Source organism: Yinghuangia seranimata (assembly GCF_029953285.1).
Taxonomy (GTDB): domain Bacteria; phylum Actinomycetota; class Actinomycetes; order Streptomycetales; family Streptomycetaceae; genus Yinghuangia; species Yinghuangia seranimata.
Map to the genome: position 1 here is coordinate 1 of NZ_JASAOI010000099.1, position 22733 is coordinate 22733.

The following is a 22733-nucleotide window of genomic DNA, read 5'->3' on the forward strand; positions in this document are numbered from 1 at the left end:
GTACGGCCCGACGGCCGCCCGCGACACGGAGCCGTCGGGCCGCCGCGGGCCCGCGCAGCCCGGTCACCCGGGTCCCGCCGAGCCCGGTCGGGCGCAGCAGGCCCCGGTCACCCCGGCCGTGGTGGCCGCCGCGGCGGCGCGGGTCTGCCCCGGGTTCACGGCGGGCGCGGTGATGCGGCGTACCGCGAAGTCGATGCTCATGACCGGCTCGGTGGGGCGGAACCCGGTGGTCGTGAAGTACCTGGCGGACGACTCCTCGCACTGGATGCAGCGCTTCCGGCACGAGATAACGGCGTACCGCACCTTCACACGGCAGCGGCCGCCCGTCCGCGTCCCCCGGTTGTTCGGGGCGGACCCGGAGCGCCGCGTGCTGGTGATGGAGCACATTCCGGGGCGGCCGGTCGCGGTCGAGCGGCACCCGGGCTCGGCACTGGCCCGTGCGGACATCCGGGCCGTGCTGCACGCGTTCGGCGTGCTCAACACGTGGCGTCCGCCGACGGGTTCGTTCCACGCGGCGTTCGACTACCTGCCGCGTGTCGAGCGCTACCACGCGCTGGGACTGCTCACCGACCGCGACGCGAGCGACCTCGCGCAGCTGCTGCGCGGCCTGTCCCGGGTGCCGCTCCAGCTGTGCCACGGCGACGCGATGCTGTCCAACGTCCTGCTGACCTCGCACGGACCTGCGCTGGTGGACTGGGAGTTCGTCGGCTACCACCTGCCGGGCTACGACCTGGCGGTGCTGTGGTCGCTGCTCGCCCGTGACCCGCTGACCCGCCGACACATCGTGCAGGTCGCCCAGCAGAGCGGCTCGTTCGCCCGCGACGCGTTCCTGGTGAACCTCATGCTCGTGCTCGTACGCGAGATCCGCATCCACGACCAGACCATGGCCGGCGACGACGAGCGCCGGCTGCTCCGCCGCCTGCACGACGACTGCACCACGGTACGGCGAGCCGTACGCGCAGCGGTCGGCACGCACTGACGGCAGGAGCACGCCGGCGGGACCGGAAGGGAGGTCGAGGCCCTTAGGGGAGTTTCGCACTCGGGACGAAAGGCACGGAGGGCCGGCGGATGCCATGATCCGCCGGCCTTCGCCGTCCCCGGGCACGGGTTCGGCGCACACGGCTCGGGCGGGCGGCGCGGCCGGGCGCCGGAAAACCCCGTGGGCCCGGCGGCCCGTGCACGGTACGTTGCCCGACATGCCGGAAGACGCCCGCGGACGCCTGACCACCGACCCGTTCGACCACCGCGTCACCAAGGACGGCAGGGTCCTCGTCTCGCGCGGCGGCCGCGTCGTCGTGACCGTCGCGGGCCCGGCCGCGGACCGCCTCGTCGCCGCCATCGACGCGGCCGAGGACGACACGGCGGTGCAGCACCTGCTCGCGCGGGCGACGGGCAACTACCGGCGGGGCAACGAGCGCCGCTGACCGCGCCGGCCGCCGGCGCGGGTCGGCCGGGTCAGCCGCTGAAGGCCTCCGCCGGGATCGGCTTCAGCAGCGCGAACACGTCGTCGGTGATCGGGCGGTCCCACGAGACGATGCGGACCTGCACGTTGTCGCTGCGGTCGAACTCGACACACGACAGCCGGCCCTCGGCGTACTTCACGCGCCGGACGATCAGCAGCCCGTCGTTCTGCATGACCGGGTGTTCCTCGACCCCGAGCTCCTCGGGCATCTCCTCGTGGCCGAGGGACGCGACCAGGTGCTGGGCCTCGATACGGCCGACGGACTCGTCGCGGGCCGGAGAGCCGGCGGGGAGGTTTCCGATCAGCATGGCGGTCCCGCGCCCGGCCAGCAGGTCGTACTGGACGAAGATCCCCTGGCACGACCCGTCCTCGCCGGGCAGCATCGAGACGACCACGGACCCGGGCCAGTCGGTGAAGGGGATGGCGAGAACGTCGAAGTCCGGCCCGGCGGGCGGGCGGCGGCGCAGGAAACCCATGGGTCCATGCTACGGCGTACACCGGCGCGCATCCGCGCCGCGTCCGGCGTCCCCCGCCGGGCCCGGGATACCGCCGGGTCGGGCTTGTCCCCGCACCGACCTGCGGATACGGTCGCCCGGGCGGCTAATGTGACCGAGTCAAGGATATAGGGGACGCGGGTGGGCGGTCGGATCCTCGTGGTGGGCGGCACCGGGCCCACCGGAATCCCGTTGGTGCGGGGCCTGGTCGAGCGCGGCCACGACGTCACCATCCTGCACCGCGGCCGCCACGAGTCGCCCGAGACGCCGCCCGAGGTCCGGCACCTGCACGCCGACCCGTACGACGAGGCCGCGCTGCGCGAGGCCGCCGACGGCCCCGCCTACGACACCGTGATCGCGATGTACGGCCGGCTTCGCCGCATCGCCGCCGCCTGGGCCGGCCGCACCGGCCGCTTCCTCTCGGTCGGCGGCGTGCCCGCGTACCGCGGCTGGATGAACCCGGAGCTGGCCGGCCCCGGCGGCCTGCCGGTGCCGGTCGGCGAGGACGCGCCGCTCGTCCGGACCCCCGAGGAGGACGCCAAGGGCCACCGCATCGTGTGCACCGAGGAGGCGGTCTTCGCGCACCACCCCACGGCGACGCACGTGCGCTACCCCTACGTGTACGGCCCGCACCAGCTCGCGCCGCGCGAGTGGTGCGTGGTCCGCCGCGTCCTCGACGGCCGGCGCCGCATCGTGGTCGCCGACGGCGGCCTGACCCTGCACCACCACGGCTACACCGAGAACCTCGCGCACGCCCTGCTGCTTGCCGTCGACCACCCCGAAGCGAGCGCCGGACGGATCTACAACGCCGCCGACGACGAGGTCCTGACGGTGCGCCAGGTGATCGCGACGGTCGCGGCCGCCCTCGGACACACCTTCGAGGTCGTCTCGCTCCCCTACGAACTCGCCGTGCCCGCCCGCCCGATGCTGATGCAGCCCGCCGCCGAGCACCGGGTGCTCGACCTCACCCGGATCCGCGCCGACCTGGGCTACCGGGACCTGGTGGCACCCCGCGAGGCACTGGCGCGCACCGCCCGGTGGCTCGCGGCGCACCCGCCGGCGCCCGGCGGCACCGAAGAGCAGGTGCTCACCGACCCGTTCGACTACCCGGCGGAGGACCGGCTCATGGACGCGTGGGCGGCACTCCCCCGCCTCACGACGGACTTCGCCGTGCAGCCGGGCTTCGGGCTCGCCTACAGCGGGCCCGGCGGACGGCCGCGCGGCAACCCCGAGTTCACCGCCTGACCCGGACGGCCGCGCACCGCGACCGGACGGCCCCGCACCGTGACACGAGCACAGCCTGTACCGCGACACGAGAGGGAACCCCCATGAGTGAGACCGGTCCGCTGCACGGCATCCGCGTCCTCGACCTGTCGATCGCCGCGACCGGCCCCTACGCGGTCGCGCTGCTGGCCGACCAGGGCGCGGACGTCATCAAGGTGGAGCGCCCCGGCATCGGCGACATCGCCCGCTGGGTGGGCGTGGCGATCGGCGGCACCAGCGCGCTGTTCGCGGCGTGCAACCGCGGCAAGCGCTCCATCGTGGTCGACGTGCACACCGAGGAGGGCCGCGACGTCGTGCGCACGCTCGCGGCGTCCTGCGACGTGGTCGTGCAGAACTTCCGGCCGGGCGTGGTGGACCGGCTCGGCATCGGCTACGCGGACCTGTCGGCGGGGCGCGACGACCTGGTCTACGTGTCGCTGTCCGGCTTCGGCCCGGTGGGCCCGTACGCGGGCAAGTCCGCCTACGACCCGGTGATCCAGGCGTACGCGGGCCTGGCCGTCAACCAGGCCGACGTGCCGCGCGACGGCGAGCCCGAACAGCCGGTCTTCCTGCGCCAGTCGGCGGCCGACAAGGTGACCGCGCTGACCGCCGCCCAGGCGATCACCGCGGCGCTGTTCGCGCGCGAGCGCGGGCTCGGCGGCCAGCACGTGGAGCTGTCGATGCTGGACGCGGTCACGTCGTTCCTGTGGGTGGACGCGGCCGGCAACGAGGTCCTGATGGACAGCGACGGCACCCAGAACTCCAGCTTCAACAAGACGCTGAAGCCGATCGCGTTCAAGGACGGCTGGGCGGTCGTGGCGCCCACCTCCGACGCGGACTTCGCGGGCATGTGCCGCGCGTTCGGCGTCGACGGGTACGACGACCCGCGCGTGGCGACGATCGGCGAACGGATGAAGAACCGCGAGCTGACCAGCGGGTACGTGCAGCGCTGCTACGCCGCGGCGACGTCGATGCACGTCGCCGACGCGATGGCGCGCCTCGAGGCCGAACGCGTTCCATGCGGTCGCGTATTGTCGCCGGCCGAACTGCCGGACGACCCGCACGCGGTGGCCGTCGGAATGTTCGAGGAGAGCATGCACGCCAAGGCGGGACGGGTGCGGCTGCCGCGCCACCCGGCCAGGTTCTCCGGCACGCCGTCCGCGCTCGGCGCGCCCTCCCCCGTGCTCGGCGAACACACCGACGCCGTCCTGGCCGAGGCCGGCCTCGGCGACCGCGTCGAGGCGCTGCGCGCGGCCGGGGTGGTGGCCTGACACCCGGTCAGAACCGGGCCCGGACAACGCGAAGGCCCGCCCCGGCAGGGGCGGGCCTTGCGTGGCCGTACGGCCGAAGTCGGTGACGACTCAGATCAGACTCAGAGCGGGCGAACCATCTCGGCCTGCGGGCCCTTCTGGCCCTGCGTGACCTCGAACTCGACGCGCTGGTTCTCTTCCAGCGAGCGGTAGCCGCTGGTCTGGATCGCCGAGAAGTGGACGAAAACGTCGGCGCCGCCGTCATCCTGGGAGATGAAGCCGTAGCCCTTGTCCGCGTTGAACCACTTGACCGTACCGGTGGCCATGTCTTCTTCCTTCATGAAAACCTCAGCCGCCGCACTGCGCGACGTCCGGGTCGCTTACGTCGAGTGGTCCCACTCCCCGCGAAGTACTCCGGGATGGAAAAACGCCTACGACAGTCAAGTCCGCAGGCGTCGGTCTTGCGAGGGAACTACTTCTACTGCTTGCAACCGCGAGCAACGTTACACACAAAGATCGGGGTGCAACAGCCCTTCGCCACCCGAATCGTACGGTTCGTCGGCGACGGGTCCGGGCCGATTCCTCGGGCCCGCCGCCGTTCACGCACGAGTCACCGCGCAGCCATCACGCGGACGGATTCACCCGCCAGGGGTCGGTATGACCATGGTCGGAAAATCAGCCGGAACACTCCCCAAGGTGACCGCGATCTTCGCGAACCCCATGAAGAGCGCGAGGCCCGCGGCCAGCTCGACGGTGCCTTCCGGGCCGTACGCCGCGAGCAGGTCGGCGCGCAGGTCCGCGCCGCGCGGGCCGGCCAGGCCGTGCGGATCACCGAGGAAGAAATCGGTGAACCGGATGACCACCTTGTGCCGCTCGGGCAGTCCGCTGCCCTCGAAGCCGTCGGTGATCAGGTCGACCTGGTCCTCGCCGAGACCGTCCGCACGCGCCTGCGCGAAGCGCACGTTGCGGCAGTAGCGGCAGCCGGTCACGCGCGCGTTGCGCAGCCGGGCGACCTCCTTGGCGGGGTGGTCGACCACGCCGTCCCACCAGAGCGTCCCGTACATGCGCAGGAAGGACGCGAGGAGGTCGGGCTGGAGCGCGAGCGGACTGCCGGCGATCTGGTCGTTCGCGTCGAACCGCCGGGCCTCGGCGGGCGCGTCCGGGTCAAGGCCCGGCGGGTGGACGAGCATCGGGTACGGCAGGTCGGGATCGGTGTCCTGGGTGCCGAGCACGACCTGGAAGCGGGTGAAGCCGTCGAACACCGCGCAGACCATGGCGAGCCCCACCAGGCCCGCCTCACCGAGCAGCTCGGTGAGCCGCTTGCGGTCGGCGTCGGTGACGCTCTCCGGCGCCATGACGAACTGCTCCGCGAACAACAGGACGGCGGACTCGACCTCGCTGAACGCGGGATCGCCCGAGCCGTACGGCAGGCGCTCGATACGCGCCTCGTCGAGGCCGGCGTGCACGGCGGCACGGGTGCGGGCGGCCTCCTCGACCGCGCACTCGTGGATTCCGGCGACGCGCAGCCGGACCAGCTCGGTGAGCACCGGGTCGAGGACCTGGGGCTCCCACAAGCGGGTCACGTAGTCGCGGTAGCGGGTGTAGAGCGTGGGGCACAGGCCGAACGCGCCGTCGAGCTCGGTGGCGCCTTCGGCGCTCTCCGGGAGCCAGCTGGGCACAGCGGCGTCCCTCCCTTCCGACTTGCATGTCTGGCATGTCCGCCGGGACCGCACGGGCTGCGGGCGGGCAGGGCGGAGCATGCCCACGTGGGCGTGGATCACTGTGTGCGTCACCGGTGGCGGCCGGACCGGGGGCATATGTAACAGATCGGCCGTGCACCCGGAAGAGGCGCGGGCCGGAGTCCGGAAAGCGCGACGAAACGTCCGGTTTGCCCTTGAAGGCCCGCCAACCAAACCCGCCATAGGGAACATTTCTCAACATTTCGGTGTGACTTACCTCATCTTTCGTCGCGTTTACGCCACTCTTGGCCGCATCCTGTCCAAGGCGGCACCCGCGCTTCCGGGTAGCCGCAGAGCCTGACCGCAGCACCCCCAAGGAGCCGGACATGGACCTGGACCGCAAGGACCTGCCCCCGGAGTGCGCAGCAGCAGCGCGCAAGCTCGTCGCCACCGTGATCGCCCAGCGCACCGGCTCCGCCGTGCGCCACCCGGCGTTCGCCGGCTGGGCAGGCGTCGTGGCCGGCCAGGCCGACGACCTCGCGGCGGCCGTCCCCCCGTTCCCGCGTGCCAGCCTCAACTACCTGGCCAAGTCGCTGCGCGCCGCCGCGCAGGCGCACAGCACCCGGGACCACGAGCAGGCCGCGGCGTCGTTCGCGACCGCGCTGCGGTTCGCCCGCAGCCTGCTGCGGACGCTCGACCGCTACGCCCCCGTTTCGACGCCCACCCTGTGCGGGGCCTGCGGTGAGCCGTATGTCGCCGCCCTGGCGCGGATTCCCCGACAGATTCCTTCGGCGCACGCGGAGAGCGGGCCGGCGCACTTCGTGACCAGTCACGGGGCGGCGTACGAGGCCGAGGCGCATACGCCTTGCGCGGCCTTGTAGCCGAGTAGCCGACCGGGTTCGGGGCCTGTGCGGTCTGACAGGCCCCTCTGCTTACGCGGACGTTCACCACGACTTCGCTGTGTGGTCACCGCGCTGTGAGCGGTGTGTCCAGACGGGCACCTAACGTCGTCGCATGAGTGCATTGGTGGCCTCTACGACGAAGGCCGCACGTCCGGAAACACCCCCGCGCGAACCCGCCCCCGCGCCGGCTCCGCGCCCCGCCGCACCACGTCCCGACAAGCCGCCGATACGGGCCCGGGTCCGCTCCGTCCCCGCACGGCTACGGCTCGTCACGACCCTCGCGACCGCGCTGATCGCCGCACTGTGCGCCGCGCTCGCACTCGGCGTCAACGCCGCGAACGACAACCTGGACACCGTCGGCCACGCGACCGCGCCGCAGGCCGCCACGGCCACGGACCTGTACTTCTCGCTCGCCGACATGGACGCCCAGGTCGCCAACGTGCTGCTCGTCGGCCACGACGAGAGCGTCGGCAACAAGCAGTCCGCGCTCCGGCAGCTGCGCCAGCGCCGAGCGGCCGTCTCCGACGACCTGCAGGCGCTCATCGACCGGGGTCTGGACGCGGAGGGCGCGACCCTCGTCCGCCAGCTGATCGCTGATCTCGCCACGTATGACGGCTTCACCGCGCAGGCACGGCTCTCCGACGACCAGATCCTCGACCGGGACGGCCCGGGGCGGCCTCCGGCGCAGGCCACGAACTACTACCTCAACGCCACGGTGCTGCTGCACCAGGACCTGCTGCCAGCCGCCGACCGGCTCGGGCGCGCCGCGGAGCACCGGCTCGCCGTCTCGGCCGACGACGGGGCCTCCACGACGCGCATGGCCGCGTTGGCGGTCGCTGTGTTGGGTGGGGCGGCGGTTCTGGTGCTCGCGGTGTGGCAGGTCGCCCTGGCTCGGCGGTTCCGCAGGGTGTTCAATCCGGCACTGCTTGCCGCGACGCTGGCGGTTGCGGTGGTGACCGTCCTCGGGGCGGGGCTCCTGACCGATCACGGGGACCGGGTGCGGGATGCGAAGTCGCAGGCCTTCGATCCGTTCGCGACCCTTGCGCACGCCAGGGCGCTGGCCTCCGACGCGAACGCGGACCACAGTCGGTACCTGATTCTCCCGGACCGTGCGCCTGCGTATCGGGCGGCGTTCGCGGAGAAGTCCCGCGCGCTGGCCCTGGCCTCGACCAGCCCGCCTCTCGCGACACGGCTCGCGGCCTTCCAACGCGACGACCGCGACCTTCAGACGGCGGTCACGTCGGGGCGTCGCGAAGCGGCGATCGGCATGGCGACCAATGTCGGACGGGGGAACCTGGCCTTCGAGTTCTTCGACTACCAGGACGTGCTGGGGGACACGGCGGCTGAGCACCGGGCCGACTTCGACCAGCGGGTGTCCGACGCGAGGAGTGCCTTGGACGGATGGATGGTTCTGCCGCCTCTGGTGCTGGGGGTCGGGGTGTTGCTGGTGTTGGCGGGGGTTCGGCCTCGGTTGCGGGAGTACCGCTGACTTTGGGTTGACCTGGGGTCCTTGGCTGCACCGTTCCTGACCTGGTTCGTTTTCGGTGGCCTGACGCCCCTCCCGCCTTTTGATTTTCGCTTGGACGGCCCGCGCGTCAAGGCGCGGTGGACCTTTGGTGGACAGTTGGCCTGTCCCGGGGTTCGGGAGGCGCCTTGACCCGCGGGCCGTCCGCGCTGACTACCTCGGCGACTGGCGGGAGGGGCGCGGGGTGTGGAGGCGCTTTCCTTCGTTTTCCCTGCCGGGCTGCGGTTTGCGTGTGGGGCGGGCGGGTTTTGTTGCTGGGGTTCGTTGCGCTGCCGGGCTGCGGCCGTTCTGTGGGTGCGGTGCGGGGTTTGTTGCTGGGGTTCGTTGCGCTGCCGGGCTGCGGTCGTTCTGTGGGTGCGGTGCGGGGTTTGTTGCTGGGGTTCGTTGCGCTGCCGGGTTGCTGTTCCGGCGTGGCGCGCGCCAGGCTCCTCCCCCTGGTCACTGTGCCGTCACGTATGCGAATCACCGAAACTCCCTCATCGGGGGGTGTCGGCGTCACACTTGCGTCACCGCGCGGGGGGCTACTCGTCCAGGAAGCGGAGGGTGAACTCCGGCGAGGCGAAGGTGCCCGCTTGGGGGGCCTTCGGGTCGAAGGCGGCGTCCGGGGCGGGGATTTCGGAGGCGTGGGTCTCGGCGTCGTCGAGCGGGGTGTACGGCAGCACGTCGGGGTCCGGCAGGGCCCAGAAGCGGCGGGTGTTGGCGGAGACCGCGTACGCCACCGTGTAGTCGACGTCGGCGGTGAGGGCGGCGCGGACGAAGCCGGCCGCGTCGCGGGGGCTCAGCCAGGTGGCGAGGTGGCGGGACTCCGTGGGGGCGTCTTCGTAGCTGCCGATGCGGAGGCACACCACGGTCAGGCCGAACTTGTCGGCGTACAGGCGTCCGAGGGCCTCGATCGCGGCCTTCGTGACGCCGTACAGGCCGTCCGGGCGCGGTGGTTCGGTCGGGTCGGTGGTGTGGCTCGTCGGGTAGAAGCCTCCGGCGCGGTTGCTCGACGCCAGGACCACACGGCCGATGCCCAGTTTGCGGGCGGCTTCGAGAACGTTGTGGGTGCCGACGATGTTGGCGTTGACCAGGTCGGGGAACCGGGCCTCGTCGGATATGCCGCCCATGTGGACGATGGCGTCGGCGCCCGCCAGTGCGGCGGTCAGCGCCGGTGCGTCCAGCAGGTCGACGGTGTGGCACGCTTCTCCGTCGCCCGCCGGGGGCGGGGGTACGCGGTCAAGGAGCAGCAACCCCTCGGCGTCCGGCCGTAGTTCGGTGCGGAGGAAGGATCCGATTCTGCCTGCCGCCCCGGTGATCGCCACCGTGCCGAGTCCGCGTCCTGCCTGTGCCATCCGTGCCTCCCCTGTCCGGCTCGTCGGGCCATTGTGCCAAGCGGTCCGGACGCGCCCGCGTCGCGCCTCTCGGCCTGCGGGCCTAGCGTGGTGGGGAGGTCTGGTGCGCCTCGGGGGACGGTAGCGCAGGCCCTTATTCGTCCCGGAGGTCGCGTCATGGGCGTTCCCAGTGTGCGCCGCGCGTGCGCGGTTCTGCTTCCCGTCACCGGTCTGGCCTGGGCGGCCGTCATGGCGCCCGCGTCAGGTGCGACATCTGACCAGTTGGAGGCCGCTCTGCTGACCGGGCAGGAGGTGCCGTCGATGTACCAGGCGGCGCCGGCCAGCGCGACGCCTTCGCCGGAGCCAGAGGTGACGGTGTCGGACCCCGCGTGCCGGCCGCTGGTGCGCAGCGGTGAGGGTTTGAACGTCTCGGCGACGCGCGAGTTCCACGCGTCGGAGGAGACGCTGCCGCCGGACGTGCCGTCCGAGGTCGACGTTCACCTGGACAGCGGGACCCCGGCCGAGCTGGACACGAAGTTCGACGCCTTCGACGCGGCTCTGCAGACGTGCAAGAACTTCAGCGTCACGACCGAGGGCACGACCTACCAGGCGACGATCACCGGCGCCGCGGCGGACCAGGGGCTCTCGGTGCGCAGCAGTGGGTACCGGATGACGATCACCGTGGAGGGGCAGACGATCAACGCCGCGTTCATCGTCGCCCGGGCGCTCGACGACACGGTGGTGGCGGTGACGGCGCTCGGCGACGACCCGTCGGTGCTGGTGCCCTACGAGTTCGTGGTCCCGCAGATCGACAAGGTGCGTCAGGTGGTCGGCGGCATCGCGCCGGAGCCCGGCGGCTCGGGCTCGAGCCCGCAGGCCGGTCCGACGACGGCGATCTAGAAGAACCTGATGTGGGCGAGGCCCACGCGGGCGCGGCGCAGCCGTCCGCGCAGCGGGCCGTCGGTGTCCTGCGCGAGTGTCAGCCCGGCGGAGTGCGCGATGTGGTCGGCGACGCCGGCGACGCTGATGTGGTCGGTCTCGATGTGCTCGGCGAACTCCGGTGCGCGCAAGGCGTCGAGGCAGCGGTCGATGTTGGCGACCGCGAACGACTCGCGGCGCAGCGACGCATCGTGGCCGGCGACGACCCGGACCGCGCGGCCGAATCCGCGTTCGCTGAGGCGTCGGAGGACGGTGCGGCGTTCGGCCATGAGGGCGAAGTGCCGGACGTCGTGCCCGTTTTCGCGCAGGCGTCCGACGGTCTCGGCGAAGTAGGCGGGTTCGACGACGGTCATCGGCGCGATGACGACGCCGTCGTGCTGGGTGAGGACCTTGTCGAGGACGTCGTGGACGCCCTGCCGCCAGGCGGGCAGGTCCTGGAAGTCGCCGCGCAGCGCGCGAGGTGTCATGCGGTGGAGTCCGAAGCCGACCTCTTCGGGGTCGCAGACGACGCTGCCGGCCAGCCTGCGACGCAGTTCGTACGCGGTCTGGGTCTTGCCGCCGCCGAAGGGCCCGTTGATCCACAGGAGCATGCGCCGACCCTACGCGCCGCCGGGCCGGATGAGAGGGACACTGGAGGCAGCGGAACGCGACCCCACCGCTGGAGGCACTATGTCCGGCAGCAACCCGCACGACGAGACCCACGCCACGCACCACGGCCACGTGGTGATGTCGCCGGAACGCGTGATCGTCACCGGCCACGACGCCCATCCCTCCGACGAGGACATGACGTCGGAGCAGACCTCGCACGCGAGCGAGACGTCCCAGGCCGAGGGCGAGGCCGACGAGGACGACGGCAGAGACGAGTGACGTGCGGGGAGGGAGCGACGGCCTCCGGCCGTCGCTCCCTCCCTTCGTCGGCTAGGCCCGCCGGAAGACGGGCTTGCGCTTCTGGGCGAAGGCGGTCGGACCCTCCTTGGCGTCGGCCGTCGCGAAGATCGGCTGGCCGATCTCGAGTTCGCGCTTGAGGGCGTCGGCTTCGGACAGGTCGGCGGTCTCGATGATGGAGCGCTTGACCGCCTCGACGGCCAACGGCCCGTTGGCGTTGATCATGGCGGCGATCTCGAGCGCGGCGTCGACGGCGGTGCCGGCCGGGACGACGCGGCCGATGAGGCCGATCTCGCGGGCCTCGGCGGCGGCGTAGCGGCGGCCGGTGAGCAGCATCTCCATCGCGTTGGTGTAGCCGATCTGGCGCTGGAGGCGGACGGTGGAGCCGCCGAGCGGGAAGAGGCCGCGCTGCACCTCGGCGATGGCGAAGACGGCGGTGTCGCCCGCGACGCGGATGTCGGTGCCCTGGAGGATCTCGGTGCCGCCCGCGACGCAGAAGCCCTCGACGGCCGCGATGACCGGCTTGCGCGGCCGGTGGTGGCGCAGCATCGCCTTCCAGTGCAGGTCCTTGTCGGCGGCCATGCGCTCGCGGTAGACGGCGCTGTCGCCGTCGGACATGCCGGCGCCGGCAAGGGCCTTCAGGTCCATGCCGGCGCAGAAGACGCCGCCGGCCCCGGTCAGGACGATCGAGTAGATGTCGTCGTCCGCGTCGGCCTCGAGCCACGCGTCGTACAGGCCGACCAGCATCGGCAGCGAGAAAGCGTTCTTGGCCTCCGGGCGGTTGAGCGTGACGAGCAGCGTGCCGTCACGGCGTTCGACCAGAAGGTGCGGATTGGCGCCCAAGGCCCCTCCTTGTACGACCCGCCCGATAAGCGGCGGGAACCACGATCATTGTCTCGGTCAAGGGTGCAGTGAGGTCGACAGAGTCACAACCCCCGGGCCCCGCCATTTCGGTCACACTATGGAATTCGCGCGGCTTCTCGCCCTACGCTCCGCGCATGGAATTCAACCTTGCCGACCTCTTCGAGCACGCGGTTGAGCAATACCCCGACCGCGAGGCAGTCGTCGCGAACGGCGAGCGGCGCACATACTCCGAATTGGAGGAGCGCGCGAACCGCCTCGCCCATCACCTCTCGGCCGCCGGGGTCGCCCCCGGCGACCACGTCGCGGTGTACGCCTACAACATCATCGAGTGGGCGGAGGCGATGCTCGCGATCTACAAGATCCGCGGCGTGTGCATCAACGTGAACTTCCGCTACGTCGCCGACGAGCTGGCCTACCTGCTCGACCAGGCCAAGCCGGTCGCGATGGTGTTCCAGCGGCAGTTCACCGACCGCGTCGCCGAAGTGGCACCCAAGGTCCCCGCGCTGCGCCACCTGCTGGTGGTCGAGGACGGCACCGACCCGGCCGAGGCGGACGCGGCGGCGTTGGGCGCGCTGCCGTACGAGGACGCGCTGGCGTCCGGTTCCCCCGAGCGGGACTTCCCGCCGCGGTCCGCGGACGACGTCTACCTGCTGTTCACAGGCGGCACGACCGGCATGCCCAAGGGTGTGATGTGGCGTCAGGAGGACGTCATCTTCGCGCTCGGCGGCGGCATAGACCCGACCAACGGCCAGCGCGTGGACCGCCCCGAGGACCTGGCCGAGAAGGGCCGCGGCGGGGCCGGCAGCTTCTTCCCCATCGCGCCGCTGATGCACGGCGCGACGCAGTGGGGCCTGCTGCAGAACCTGTCGAAGGGTCAGCGGGTGCTGCTCATCGACAAGTTCGACGCGCACGGCGTGTGGTCGATCGTCGAGCGGGAGAAGGCCAACGTCATCATGATCACCGGCGACGCCATGGCGCGGCCGCTGATCGAGGCGGTCGACGAGCCGCGCCCGGACGGCCGGGAGGGCGGCTACGACCTGTCCTCGCTGTTCGCGGTGGCCTCGAGCGCGGCGCTGTTCTCGCCGTCGCTGAAGGAGGCGTTCATGACGCGGCTGAACGTCGTCGTCTCGGACGCGGTGGGCGCCTCCGAGTCGGGCGCGAACGGCGTCGGCGTCGCGGTCAAGGGCCAGGACGCGCCGGACGGCGGCGGCATCACCATCAAGGCGGTGCCCGACTCGGTGGTCCTCGACGACGACCTGAACCCGCTGCCGATCGGCGTGATCGGCAAGTTGGGCCGCAAGGGGAACATCCCGATCGGGTACCTGGGCGACCCGGTCAAGACCGCCGAGGTGTTCCGCACGGCGCCCGACGGCACCCGCTACGTGGTGCCCGGCGACTACGCGCGCCTGGAGGGCGACGGCCTCATCACGCTGCTGGGCCGCGGCTCGGCGACCATCAACTCCGGTGGCGAGAAGATCTTCACGGAGGAGGTCGAGGGCGCGGTCAAGTCGCACCCGGACGTGTACGACGCGATCGTGGTCGGCGTCCCGCACGATCGCTGGGGGCAGACGGTCGCGGTCGTCGTGCAGCCGCGCGACGGCACCGAGCCGACGCTCGAGGCGATCCAGGAGCACTGCCGGACGAAGATCGCCGGCTACAAGGTGCCCCGGGTAATGCGCATTGTCGGCGAAACCCGGCGCACGCCCACCGGAAAGCCGGACCTTCCCTGGGCGCTTTCCGTGTGCACCGCTGAATAACGGCAGAAAACAAAAAGGGAACGCCGAATACACCGCCCGGTCCTCGACCCGGCGGTGTATTCGTCTCCCGGCCGACACCCCTGGAATCGGTCGGCCGGGAAATTGACGGGGTGGCGCCCGGCCACGCCCTCCCAGGCTTGGACAGGATGCCTGACCGTGCCTCGGTAGTATGTCCCCAACGAACGTTTGATGGAAGGGGTGGGCACGATGAAGCCCCCGCCCGCCGCGCCCGCCCCCACGGCGGTGGCGGCGGCACCTCAGCGCGCCCGCATCCTCGCCACGGCGCTCACCCTGATGAGCTCGCAGGGCTTCGCCGGGACCTCGATGCGCACCCTCGCGACCGCGTGCGAGCTCAACGTCGCGACGCTGTACCACTACTTCCCGTCCAAGGCCGACCTGCTGCGCGCCCTGGTCAAGGAGCGCGCCTACCCCGACCGGTTCACCGGCACGCCGCCGGTCGACACCGCGCTGCCGCCGCGCGAACGCCTCGTCGACCTGATGACCCGGCTGTGGCAGGCCGGGCTGGCCGAACGCGAACTGCTGCGCCTGGTGCTCAGCGAGGGCATGCGCGGCGAGGAGCTGTCCCGCGGCGTCGGAGGCGGCCTGACCATCGCGGTGGACGCGAGCATCGCCCGCTGGCTCGCCGAGCTGTTCCCCGAACTGCCGTCGGGGCGCACCCGTATCGCGCGGCTGCTGCGCGCGCTGCTGGAGACCGCCGTCGTCGACCACCTGGCCGTGGCCCGGCCCGGGGTACGCGAGCGCTACCGCGAAAGCGTCGCCGATCTGGCGGCGCTGCTGTTCCCCGGGACCGGGACGGCGCCTACGACGGACGCTTCGGGGAAGGGCGCCTGAGCCCCGGTCGGTCGCTCATACGTCGGGCCGGTCCGCCCCTCCCCGCGGCAGGTCGGAGGTCAGTCGTCGGCCCGGTCGCCCGGGCCGCCGAACCCCGGCACGACCAGCCCCGACTCGTAGGCCGCGACCACCGCCTGCGTGCGGTCGCGCAGCCCCAGCTTGGCCAGCACCCGGCTGACGTGCGTCTTCACCGTCTCCTCGGTGACCGACAGGCTCCGGGCGATCTCCGGGTTGGACAGCCCGGCCGCGATCAGCCGCAGCACCTCGGTCTCGCGCGGCGTCAGCGCGGCCAGGGCGCCCGCGCCGCGCGCGGCCTGCCTCGGGCGCATCCGGGCGAACTCGCCGATCAGCCGCCGGGTCACGGTCGGCGCGAGCAGGGCCTCCCCGGACGCCACCACGCGCACCGCGTCGAACAACCGCTCGGCCGTCACGTCCTTCAGCAGGAACCCGCTCGCGCCCGCGGCCAGCGCGTCGTACACGTGCTCGTCGAGGTCGAACGTGGTCAGGATCAGCACGCGCGGCCCCGGCTCGCCCGCGTCGGCGAGGATCCGCCCGGTCGCCTCGATGCCGTCCACGCCGGGCATGCGGACGTCCATCAGCACGACGTCCGGCCGCTGTTCGGCGCACACCGCCACCGCCTCGCCGCCGTCCGACGCGGTGCCCACCACCGCGAAGTCCCGCTGCGTCGCCAGCAGTCCGGCGAAGCCCGCGCGCACCACCTCGTGGTCGTCGACGACCACGATCCGGATCGGATCTGTGTTCATGCCCCGCTCACCCGTCGTCCTCCGCCACCCGCGTTCGAGGGCGCTTCGCCGTGTTCCGCCGCACGCGCGGGGCCCACGCCGGCGTTCCGCCCGTTCACACCGCCCCCTCGTCGGGTACCGGCAACGTAGCCTCCACCACGAACCCGCCGCCCGGCGCCCCCCGCACGTCCAGGCGGCCGCCGACCATCGCCGCCCGCTCCGCCATGCCGACCAGCCCGTGCCCGTCGGCCCGCCCCTGACCGCGCGGGCCGGGGCCGTTGTCCCGCACCCTGACCCGCAGCTCGGCGTCGGTGTACGTGAGTTCGACGTCCACGGCGGCGCCGGGCGCGTGCCGCCGCGCGTTGGTCAGCGCCTCCTGCACGATGCGGTACGCGGTCAGCTCGATGCCGGGGTCCAGGGGTACGACGCGCCCGCGCACGATCAGCCGGGTCGCCGCGCCCGACGCCGCCCGGACCTCGTCGACCAGCTCGATCAGCTGGTCGAGCGCCGGCTGCGGCTTGCGGCCGCCGGACGTCCCGGCGTCCTCGCGCAGCACGCCGAGCAGCCGCCGCATCTCGGTGAGCGCGGCGCGCGCGGTGTCGCCGATCGCCTGGAACCGCTTTGCGCCCTCCGGCGGCAGGCCCGTGGTGGTCAGCCGCGCCGTCTCGGCCTGCACCGAGATCATCGAGATGTGGTGCGCCACGACGTCGTGCAGCTCGCGGGCGATCCGCGCCCGTTCGCCGCGCGCGGCGTGCTCGTGCAGGCTGTCGGCGACGGCCTCCGCCGCGGCGCTGTACACCTGCGCCTCGTCGCGGGCCCGGCGCGCGGTGCCCGCACCCGCCACGACGCACACTCCCGACGCGACCAGGACGGCGCGCACCCGGTCTCCGGCCCCGCCGTCCACCGCGGCCGCCACCGCGAACCCGACGAACACCGGCACCGGCAGCACCGCGAGCAGGCGCCTGCCCGACCGGCCGAGCCCGTACAACACCACGAGCAGGGCGATACCGCCTCCCGCGGTCACCCGGCCGAACGGCGCGTACGACAGCGCGTTCGCGCAGACGACCAGGACGGCGACCGTCACGGGCGCCGCGCGGGTCAACGCGATCGGCAGCGTCGCGGCGAGCACGAGCAGCAGGCCGAGCGCGAGTTCGACGCCCGGGCTCATGGCGGCCGAGGTGTCCGAACCGTTCCGCCCGCCGGTGAACTCGGCGAACGCCGTGAACGCCAGGAACACCCCCACGACGGGCGGGGCCCATGCGTGAGACCACCACCGGGCGACCCCCGACTGCTCGCTCCTCCACGACGCGTCCGTCGGAACCGCCCCCCCCTCACGCCCGTCCGCGCATCCCGGTCCCTGCCGTGCACGCTCCCCGTCCGGGAGTGGCGCACCGCTTCGCCGGGTCTGCGCCGCTGCCGTGCGCATCGCCCGCTCGTCGATCAACGTCGATTGTCTCGGCAGCGCAGGCCGCCCGTCGTCCCCCGGCCCAGCCGTCCCGGCATCCCCCACGCGAGGGACGCCGGACGTCCCCCGGTCCCCCGCAGCCGCGACCGCGAAGACCGCTCCGCCGCGTGACGACCCGGGCGGGTGCCGCTCCCTAGCCTCGCTGCCATGGATACGACCATCGAAGTCGCCGGACTGCGGAAGCGGTTCGGCCAGTCGCTCGCGGTGGACGGACTGTCGTTCACCGCCCGCCCGGGACAGGTCACCGGGTTCGTCGGCCCCAACGGCGCCGGCAAGTCGACCACCATGCGCATGCTCCTCGGCCTCGACAGCCCCGACGAGGGCCGCGCCCTGATCGGCGGCCGCGCCTACCGCGACCTCCGCACCCCGCTGTTCGAGGTCGGCGCGCTGCTCGACGCCGCCGCCGTCCACCCGCACCGCAAGGGCCGCGACCACCTGCTGTGGCTCGCCCACTCGCACGGCCTGCCCACCCGCCGGGTCGACGAAATTCTCGAGCTCGTCGGCCTGTCCGGGGCGGGACGACGCCGCGCGGGCGGCTACTCGCTGGGGATGCGGCAGCGGCTGGGCATCGCGGTCGCGATGCTCGGCGACCCGCCGGTGCTGCTGTTCGACGAGCCGGTCAACGGGCTCGACCCCGAAGGCGTGCGCTGGATCCGCGGCCTGCTGCGCGCCATGGCGGCCGACGGCCGCACCGTGCTCGTCTCCAGCCACCTGATGAGCGAACTCGAGGACAGCGCGGACCACTTGGTGGTGGTCGGACGCGGTCGGCTGATCTCCGACACCAGCGTCGCCGCACTCCTCGAGCGCGCCTCCGACGGACGCGTCGCCGTACGCACCACCGCCCGCACCCAGGCGATAGCCGCCCTGTCCGGCGCGGGCGGCGAGGTCGCCGCCACCGGCCCCGACGCGCTCACCGTCTCCGGCCTGCCCTCAGAACGCGTCGTCGCGCTGCTCACCTCGTACGGCGTCCCGTTCTCCGAAGTCTCCGCGCACCGCGCGACCCTCGAAGAGGCCTACATGGAACTCACCCGCGACGCCGAGGAGTTCCGCGCGGTCGCAGCCGACGGCGGATTCGCCCCGCACCCCGGGGAGGACTGATGGCCGCCACCGACACCACACCCCCGGCCCCGCCGGCACCCGCCCCCTCCGCCGGCTACCGCTCCACCCTCGGCCCGGGACGCGACGGCTTCGGCCGGCTCCTGCACGCCGAATGGACCAAACTCCGCACGGTGCGCCGCTGGGTACTGACCCTGCTCGCCGCCGTCGCGGCCACCCTCATCGTGTCCGTGCTGGCGGCCGGCGGCATCCACAACGGCGGCGGCGACAAGCCGCCGCCCACGTACAACGACCGCACCGTGAACGACGGCTTCCGGTTCATCCACCAGGCACTGACCGGCGACGGCACGATCACCGCGCGGATCACCGGCGTTCGCCCCGTCCGCGAAGTCGGCCCAGGGTTCGACCACCCGGTCTCCGCGCCCTGGGCCAAGGGCGGCCTCATGGTCAAGACGTCCACCACGCCGGGGTCCGACTACGCGGCCGTCATGCTCACCGAGCGGCACGGCGTGCGCTTCCAAGCGCACTTCGTCGACGACACGGCGGGCAGCTCCACCAGCGGCGACGACGCGCGGTGGCTGCGTCTGGTCCGCACCGGCGACACCGTGACCGGCTACGAGTCCGCCGACGGCACCACCTGGCACCGGGTCGGCACCACCCACCTCAGCGGGCTCCCGCAGACCGTCGAGGTCGGCCTGTTCGCGACCTCCCCCGAAGGACTGGAGATCAGCCGCTCGTTCGGCAGCACCTCCGTCACCGGCGGCCCCACCCGCGCCACCGCCGGCTTCGAGAAGGTGGCGGTGCAGGGCACCACGGCCGGCGCCTGGCAGACGCACGACATCGGTCAGGAGCGCAGGCCCGGCCCGCCGCCGCCCGACATGCCGCCGTTCCCCGACAACGAGTCGACGCAGAACGGGGACGCGTTCACCATCACCGGCTCCGGCGACGTCGGGCCGATGGACATCGACGCCGATGCCGTCCGGCAGAGCCTGTCCGGCGCGCTCATCGGGCTGATCCCGATCGCGGCCCTCGGCGTCCTGTTCATCACCGCCGAGTTCAAGAAGGGCATGATCCGCACATCGTTCCTCGCCAGCCCGCGGCGCGGCCGCGTCCTCGCCGCCAAGGCGCTGGTGCTGGGGGCGGCGACCTTCGTCGCCGGGCTCCTCGCGGCGGTTCCGGCCTTCCTGCTCGGCCGGTCGGAGTGGAAGCGCAACGGCTTCCGTCCGCCCGTCTACCCGGACCTGGGCCTCGGCGACGGCCCCGTGCTGCGGGCCGTCGTCGGAACCGGCCTCGTCCTGGCCCTCGTGGCCGTACTCGCCCTGTCCGTCGGCGTGTTGGTCCGCAACACGGCCGCGGCCGTCGCCATTGTTGTGGTGGTGCTCGTGCTCCCGCAGATGCTCATGGCCGGACTCCCGGTCGGCGCCGCCAGGTTCCTGTCCGACTACACGCCCATCGCCGGATTCTCGATCCAGAGCACGACTCCCAACTATCCACAGGTGGACGGGAGTTGCCTACCCGAGGACGGGTGCCACACATACGCGCCGTGGACCGGCCCGGGTGTCCTCCTCGCCTACACGGCGGTGCTGTTCGCGCTCGCGGTGTGGCGGCTGCGCCGAAGGAGCGCGTGACGATGGCGGCGACCGACGCACGCACGCTCCGAGCCCTCGGAGGACCGGCCGCGCGTGATCGCGCGCGGTCGGCCGCCGAGGCGGGCCGCCCGGCACGCGAACGCCTGCCGTACATGGTCCACGCCGAGTGGACGAAACTCCGCACCCTGCCCACGACGTGGCTGATCCTGGCGGCCGCCGTCCTCCTCACGACGGCGATCGGCGCGGCCGCCACCTCGGGACTGGACCCGGGCCACTGCCGCGGCACCGAGCCGTGCGCCGAGGACATCGTCAAACAGTCCCTCACCGGTGTGCTGGTGGGGCAGGTGGTCGTCGCGATCCTCGCCATCCACGCCGTGTGCGGCGAATACGCCACCGGCACGATCCGCACGACGCTGACCGCCATGCCCGACCGGGTGCGCGTGCTGGTCGCCAAAGCCGTGGTGGTCGGCGGCCTGACCGCCGCCGCCGGCGCCGCCGGAGTCGGCGCCGCACTGGGCACGGCGCGGTTCGTCCTCCTCAGCCAGGGCTTCGACCACGCCCACGGCTACGCGGCACTCACCCTCGCCGACGGCGCCACGGCCCGCGCGGCCGTCGGCAGCGTCCTCAACCTGGTCCTGGTCGGCTGGCTGACCCTCGGCCTGGCATGGCTGGTACGCGACAGCGCCGGCGCCATCGGAAGCGTGCTCGGGCTGCTCTACCTGTCCCCCGTACTCGCGTCACTGGCCAACGACCCGACCTGGCAGCACCGCCTGCGCAAGTACGGGCCCGGCCCCGCGGGGCTGTCCGTCCAGAACACCCTGCGCCTCGACCGACTCGACATCGGCCCCTGGCCCGGACTCGGCGTCCTCGCCGCCTACACAGGCGCGGCACTCCTCGTCGGCGGCCTCGCGCTATGCCGCCGGGACGCGTGACGGAGACGGCAGGACGTCCGGGCCCAACCGGTCCATGGCCGCCTGGATGTGCGGCGACCGGTAGAACAACCGCATCACCGGCAACGCGAGACCGGTCGACGTACGCAGCGCACGCAGACCCGCAGTGACCGCGATCGGCGGCAGCAACGGCCGGTGCCCGTACATGTCGTGCGCCCACGACGGCAGCGAACCGTAAGCCAGCTCCGCTATCTGACGCCACAACAGCTCCCGCCCCAGCCACAGCACCGGATGCACGGGCGGTCGGCGCAGGAACTCCCAGACCTCATCGGCCTCATGGGAGCCTCCCAGCGCTGGCCGCACGTCCTCGAAGTACTCCCGCATCGCCGCCGCGGACCCCGGCACCTCCTCAGGCGCCAGCCCCACCAGCTCCGCCGCCGCCCGCTGCTCGGTCAGGTACCGGTCGACCTGCGCGTCCGTGAGCGGAAACCCGGCACGACGCACCACCTCGACGTACGACACCACCTCGGCACAGTGCACCCATCGCAGCAGGGCCTCGTCGTCGATCCGGTACGACTGCCCGGTCGCCGGGTCCACGGCGCGCAACAGCTTGTGTATCCGCCGCACCCGCGCCCCGGCCCGCTCCGCCTCGGCCCGCGTCCCGTACGTCGTCACCCCGACGAAGTCCGCCGTCCGGAGCAGCCGCCCCCACGGATCCTTTCGGAAGTCCGAGTTCTGCACGACCCCCCGCACCGCCCGCGGATGCAGCGCCTGCAAATACAGCGCCCGCACCCCGCCGACCAGCATCAGCGGATCCGCATGCAGCTGCCATGTCACCGACGCGGGCCCGAAGATCCCTTCGTCACCCGCCACACCCACGGTGGCATTCACCCCGTCGTCCGCACCCTGACCCACGGCACCGCCTCCCGAGTCGTCTACTAACGACTGTAGGCGGTGCCCCGGCTACTTCTTCGCAGGCCGGTACTCGATCGTGCCGTCCTGGCCGTCGATGATGCGGAGGACGGGCCCGCTCTGGTCCTTGGTCAGCTGGAACTGCTGACGCTTCGTCTTCTTCTCGCCGTCGCGATTGTCGAAGTTGCCGCTCTTACGGCAGCTGTCCTTCATCGACGTCGTCAGCTTCGCCTGCGTGAACGTGATCTGGCCGCCCTGCGCGTCGATCCCGCCGGCCTCCTGGGTGAACAAGGTCGTCGTGCAGCTGTACATCGACATCTGCAGCAGGCCGTAGCTCGAGTAGGTCCCGTCGGCCTTGATCTCCAGCATGATGTTCGTGCCGCTCGGCGGCGCGAACGAGCCGGTCATCGCGTCCTGGTACTCAACCATCGACACCGACCCGGTCGACCACGACCCGACCATCGCCGGCGGCACTTTCCCGCCCTTGACCTGGGAGCCGTTCAACGGCCCCCCGCCACCACCGCCCTGACATCCGGTCAGCGCACCGGCCAGCAGCACTCCGCCGACCGCAAGAACCCCACCCTTGAACGCGACTCCGCGCATGAGAATCTCCCCCCAGAGATGTAATGCGCACACGCTATCGGCTACGCGTGGAGAACGGACCCGCCAGGACACCCCTGTGACAGAGAGCGGACAGGTCTGTCGCAATGCTTGAGAACGCAAAAAAGCCCGCCCGGGCGAACCCGGGCGGGCTTTCTCACACGTAAATTCCGGCGGCGTCCTACTCTCCCACACCCCTTCGAGTGCAGTACCATCGGCGCTGAAGAGCTTAGCTTCCGGGTTCGGAATGGGACCGGGCGTTTCCTCTTCGCCATGACCACCGGAAAACCATC

23 protein-coding genes and 1 rRNA gene are annotated in these 22733 nt (G+C 72.3%); 13 read left to right on the plus strand and 11 right to left on the minus strand.

What is annotated here, in order from left to right:
• Positions 1 to 121 precede the first annotated feature (121 nt).
• Positions 122 to 979 (plus strand): aminoglycoside phosphotransferase family protein, encoded by an 858-nt coding sequence (locus QI554_RS42855; protein WP_281478704.1) that lies wholly within the window; start codon positions 122 to 124, stop codon positions 977 to 979.
• A gap of 217 nt (positions 980 to 1196) precedes the next feature.
• Complete coding sequence (locus tag QI554_RS42860) at positions 1197 to 1424, plus strand: hypothetical protein (protein WP_281478663.1); 228 nt, start codon at positions 1197 to 1199, stop codon at positions 1422 to 1424.
• Positions 1425 to 1455: 31 nt separating this feature from the next.
• Here QI554_RS42860 and QI554_RS42865 read toward each other — a convergent pair whose 3' ends face one another.
• Positions 1456 to 1938 carry a hypothetical protein gene (locus QI554_RS42865; protein ID WP_281478665.1) on the minus strand — a complete coding sequence of 161 codons (483 nt, stop codon included), beginning with the start codon at positions 1936 to 1938 and terminating at the stop codon, positions 1456 to 1458.
• A 159-nt stretch (positions 1939 to 2097) separates the two neighbouring features.
• On the opposite strand from QI554_RS42865, the gene QI554_RS42870 reads away from it, so the two are divergent.
• Positions 2098 to 3201 carry an NAD-dependent epimerase/dehydratase family protein gene (locus QI554_RS42870; protein ID WP_281478667.1) on the plus strand — a complete coding sequence of 368 codons (1104 nt, stop codon included), beginning with the start codon at positions 2098 to 2100 and terminating at the stop codon, positions 3199 to 3201.
• An 83-nt stretch (positions 3202 to 3284) separates the two neighbouring features.
• On the plus strand, positions 3285 to 4490 hold the full coding sequence (locus tag QI554_RS42875) for a CaiB/BaiF CoA transferase family protein (RefSeq protein ID WP_281478668.1): 1206 nt from the start codon (positions 3285 to 3287) through the stop codon (positions 4488 to 4490).
• Between the two features lie 101 nt (positions 4491 to 4591).
• On the opposite strand, the gene cspE is transcribed toward QI554_RS42875, so the two are convergent.
• Both cspE and QI554_RS42885 read right to left on the minus strand, forming a co-directional pair.
• Entirely contained in the window at positions 4592 to 4795 is a 204-nt protein-coding gene (gene cspE, locus QI554_RS42880) for a transcription antiterminator/RNA stability regulator CspE (RefSeq protein WP_281478669.1), read from the minus strand.
• A 312-nt stretch (positions 4796 to 5107) separates the two neighbouring features.
• Positions 5108 to 6148, minus strand: a complete 1041-nt coding sequence (locus QI554_RS42885) for a carboxymuconolactone decarboxylase family protein (RefSeq protein WP_281478671.1) — start codon at positions 6146 to 6148, stop codon at positions 5108 to 5110.
• Between the two features lie 386 nt (positions 6149 to 6534).
• Between QI554_RS42885 and QI554_RS42890 the strand changes: the two genes are divergently transcribed.
• Both QI554_RS42890 and QI554_RS42895 read left to right on the plus strand, forming a co-directional pair.
• On the plus strand, positions 6535 to 7029 hold the full coding sequence (locus QI554_RS42890) for a hypothetical protein (RefSeq protein ID WP_281478673.1): 495 nt from the start codon (positions 6535 to 6537) through the stop codon (positions 7027 to 7029).
• A gap of 133 nt (positions 7030 to 7162) precedes the next feature.
• Positions 7163 to 8539 carry a hypothetical protein gene (locus QI554_RS42895; RefSeq protein WP_281478675.1) on the plus strand — a complete coding sequence of 459 codons (1377 nt, stop codon included), beginning with the start codon at positions 7163 to 7165 and terminating at the stop codon, positions 8537 to 8539.
• 557 nt (positions 8540 to 9096) lie between these two features.
• On the opposite strand, the gene QI554_RS42900 is transcribed toward QI554_RS42895, so the two are convergent.
• Positions 9097 to 9909 carry an NAD-dependent epimerase/dehydratase family protein gene (locus QI554_RS42900; protein ID WP_281478677.1) on the minus strand — a complete coding sequence of 271 codons (813 nt, stop codon included), beginning with the start codon at positions 9907 to 9909 and terminating at the stop codon, positions 9097 to 9099.
• Positions 9910 to 10065: 156 nt separating this feature from the next.
• Here QI554_RS42900 and QI554_RS42905 point away from each other — a divergent pair, with 156 nt between their 5' ends.
• A complete protein-coding gene (locus tag QI554_RS42905; RefSeq protein ID WP_281478679.1) occupies positions 10066 to 10788 on the plus strand; it encodes a hypothetical protein in 723 nt (240 codons plus the stop codon).
• Here the strand turns inward: QI554_RS42905 and QI554_RS42910 are convergent.
• A complete protein-coding gene (locus tag QI554_RS42910) occupies positions 10785 to 11417 on the minus strand; it encodes an AAA family ATPase (protein WP_281478682.1) in 633 nt (210 codons plus the stop codon). The two genes, QI554_RS42905 and QI554_RS42910, sit on opposite strands and share 4 nt — an antisense overlap.
• 79 nt (positions 11418 to 11496) lie before the next feature.
• On the opposite strand from QI554_RS42910, the gene QI554_RS42915 reads away from it, so the two are divergent.
• The gene (locus QI554_RS42915) at positions 11497 to 11694 is read left to right on the plus strand and encodes a hypothetical protein (protein WP_281478684.1); all 198 of its coding nucleotides are present in this window, start codon (positions 11497 to 11499) and stop codon (positions 11692 to 11694) included.
• A 51-nt stretch (positions 11695 to 11745) separates the two neighbouring features.
• Here QI554_RS42915 and QI554_RS42920 read toward each other — a convergent pair whose 3' ends face one another.
• Positions 11746 to 12555 (minus strand): crotonase/enoyl-CoA hydratase family protein, encoded by an 810-nt coding sequence (locus QI554_RS42920; RefSeq protein WP_281478686.1) that lies wholly within the window; start codon positions 12553 to 12555, stop codon positions 11746 to 11748.
• A 155-nt stretch (positions 12556 to 12710) separates the two neighbouring features.
• Between QI554_RS42920 and QI554_RS42925 the strand changes: the two genes are divergently transcribed.
• Positions 12711 to 14333, plus strand: a complete 1623-nt coding sequence (locus tag QI554_RS42925) for an acyl-CoA synthetase (protein ID WP_281478688.1) — start codon at positions 12711 to 12713, stop codon at positions 14331 to 14333.
• A gap of 207 nt (positions 14334 to 14540) precedes the next feature.
• Complete coding sequence (locus QI554_RS42930; protein ID WP_281478690.1) at positions 14541 to 15185, plus strand: TetR/AcrR family transcriptional regulator; 645 nt, start codon at positions 14541 to 14543, stop codon at positions 15183 to 15185.
• A 59-nt stretch (positions 15186 to 15244) separates the two neighbouring features.
• Here QI554_RS42930 and QI554_RS42935 read toward each other — a convergent pair whose 3' ends face one another.
• Complete coding sequence (locus QI554_RS42935; protein ID WP_281478692.1) at positions 15245 to 15949, minus strand: response regulator; 705 nt, start codon at positions 15947 to 15949, stop codon at positions 15245 to 15247.
• Between the two features lie 94 nt (positions 15950 to 16043).
• Complete coding sequence (locus QI554_RS42940; protein ID WP_343230867.1) at positions 16044 to 17171, minus strand: sensor histidine kinase; 1128 nt, start codon at positions 17169 to 17171, stop codon at positions 16044 to 16046.
• Positions 17172 to 17540: 369 nt separating this feature from the next.
• Between QI554_RS42940 and QI554_RS42945 the strand changes: the two genes are divergently transcribed.
• From QI554_RS42945 to QI554_RS42955, 3 genes are read left to right on the plus strand one after another with little or no spacing between them, the layout of a single operon-like run.
• Positions 17541 to 18491 carry an ABC transporter ATP-binding protein gene (locus QI554_RS42945; protein ID WP_281478694.1) on the plus strand — a complete coding sequence of 317 codons (951 nt, stop codon included), beginning with the start codon at positions 17541 to 17543 and terminating at the stop codon, positions 18489 to 18491.
• Positions 18491 to 20077 (plus strand): ABC transporter permease subunit, encoded by a 1587-nt coding sequence (locus QI554_RS42950; RefSeq protein ID WP_281478696.1) that lies wholly within the window; start codon positions 18491 to 18493, stop codon positions 20075 to 20077. The genes QI554_RS42945 and QI554_RS42950 overlap by 1 nt, the downstream gene beginning before the upstream one ends.
• A 2-nt stretch (positions 20078 to 20079) precedes the next feature.
• On the plus strand, positions 20080 to 20970 hold the full coding sequence (locus QI554_RS42955; RefSeq protein ID WP_281478698.1) for an ABC transporter permease: 891 nt from the start codon (positions 20080 to 20082) through the stop codon (positions 20968 to 20970).
• Here the strand turns inward: QI554_RS42955 and QI554_RS42960 are convergent.
• The 3 genes from QI554_RS42960 to rrf all read right to left on the minus strand — a co-directional run bounded on the left by QI554_RS42960 (position 20950) and on the right by rrf (position 22725).
• Positions 20950 to 21819 (minus strand): oxygenase MpaB family protein, encoded by an 870-nt coding sequence (locus QI554_RS42960; protein ID WP_281478700.1) that lies wholly within the window; start codon positions 21817 to 21819, stop codon positions 20950 to 20952. The two genes, QI554_RS42955 and QI554_RS42960, sit on opposite strands and share 21 nt — an antisense overlap.
• A gap of 72 nt (positions 21820 to 21891) precedes the next feature.
• Positions 21892 to 22443 carry a hypothetical protein gene (locus QI554_RS42965; protein ID WP_281478702.1) on the minus strand — a complete coding sequence of 184 codons (552 nt, stop codon included), beginning with the start codon at positions 22441 to 22443 and terminating at the stop codon, positions 21892 to 21894.
• Between the two features lie 165 nt (positions 22444 to 22608).
• Positions 22609 to 22725: ribosomal RNA gene (gene rrf, locus QI554_RS42970) — 5S ribosomal RNA — on the minus strand.
• Positions 22726 to 22733 lie beyond the last annotated feature (8 nt).

What these genes read in the sequence shown, in the direction of transcription:
- QI554_RS42860 (WP_281478663.1), top strand. Translation starts at nt 1,197, where the DNA reads ATGCCGGAAGACGCCCGCGGACGCCTGACCACCGACCCGTTCGACCAC.
- QI554_RS42865 (WP_281478665.1), bottom strand. Translation starts at nt 1,938, where the DNA reads ATGGGTTTCCTGCGCCGCCGCCCGCCCGCCGGGCCGGACTTCGACGTT.
- QI554_RS42875 (WP_281478668.1), top strand. Translation starts at nt 3,285, where the DNA reads ATGAGTGAGACCGGTCCGCTGCACGGCATCCGCGTCCTCGACCTGTCG.
- cspE (WP_281478669.1), bottom strand. Translation starts at nt 4,795, where the DNA reads ATGGCCACCGGTACGGTCAAGTGGTTCAACGCGGACAAGGGCTACGGC.
- QI554_RS42890 (WP_281478673.1), top strand. Translation starts at nt 6,535, where the DNA reads ATGGACCTGGACCGCAAGGACCTGCCCCCGGAGTGCGCAGCAGCAGCG.
- QI554_RS42895 (WP_281478675.1), top strand. Translation starts at nt 7,163, where the DNA reads ATGAGTGCATTGGTGGCCTCTACGACGAAGGCCGCACGTCCGGAAACA.
- QI554_RS42900 (WP_281478677.1), bottom strand. Translation starts at nt 9,909, where the DNA reads ATGGCACAGGCAGGACGCGGACTCGGCACGGTGGCGATCACCGGGGCG.
- QI554_RS42905 (WP_281478679.1), top strand. Translation starts at nt 10,066, where the DNA reads ATGGGCGTTCCCAGTGTGCGCCGCGCGTGCGCGGTTCTGCTTCCCGTC.
- QI554_RS42910 (WP_281478682.1), bottom strand. Translation starts at nt 11,417, where the DNA reads ATGCTCCTGTGGATCAACGGGCCCTTCGGCGGCGGCAAGACCCAGACC.
- QI554_RS42915 (WP_281478684.1), top strand. Translation starts at nt 11,497, where the DNA reads ATGTCCGGCAGCAACCCGCACGACGAGACCCACGCCACGCACCACGGC.
- QI554_RS42925 (WP_281478688.1), top strand. Translation starts at nt 12,711, where the DNA reads ATGGAATTCAACCTTGCCGACCTCTTCGAGCACGCGGTTGAGCAATAC.
- QI554_RS42930 (WP_281478690.1), top strand. Translation starts at nt 14,541, where the DNA reads ATGAAGCCCCCGCCCGCCGCGCCCGCCCCCACGGCGGTGGCGGCGGCA.
- QI554_RS42935 (WP_281478692.1), bottom strand. Translation starts at nt 15,949, where the DNA reads ATGAACACAGATCCGATCCGGATCGTGGTCGTCGACGACCACGAGGTG.
- QI554_RS42945 (WP_281478694.1), top strand. Translation starts at nt 17,541, where the DNA reads ATGGATACGACCATCGAAGTCGCCGGACTGCGGAAGCGGTTCGGCCAG.
- QI554_RS42950 (WP_281478696.1), top strand. Translation starts at nt 18,491, where the DNA reads ATGGCCGCCACCGACACCACACCCCCGGCCCCGCCGGCACCCGCCCCC.
- QI554_RS42955 (WP_281478698.1), top strand. Translation starts at nt 20,080, where the DNA reads ATGGCGGCGACCGACGCACGCACGCTCCGAGCCCTCGGAGGACCGGCC.
- QI554_RS42965 (WP_281478702.1), bottom strand. Translation starts at nt 22,443, where the DNA reads ATGCGCGGAGTCGCGTTCAAGGGTGGGGTTCTTGCGGTCGGCGGAGTG.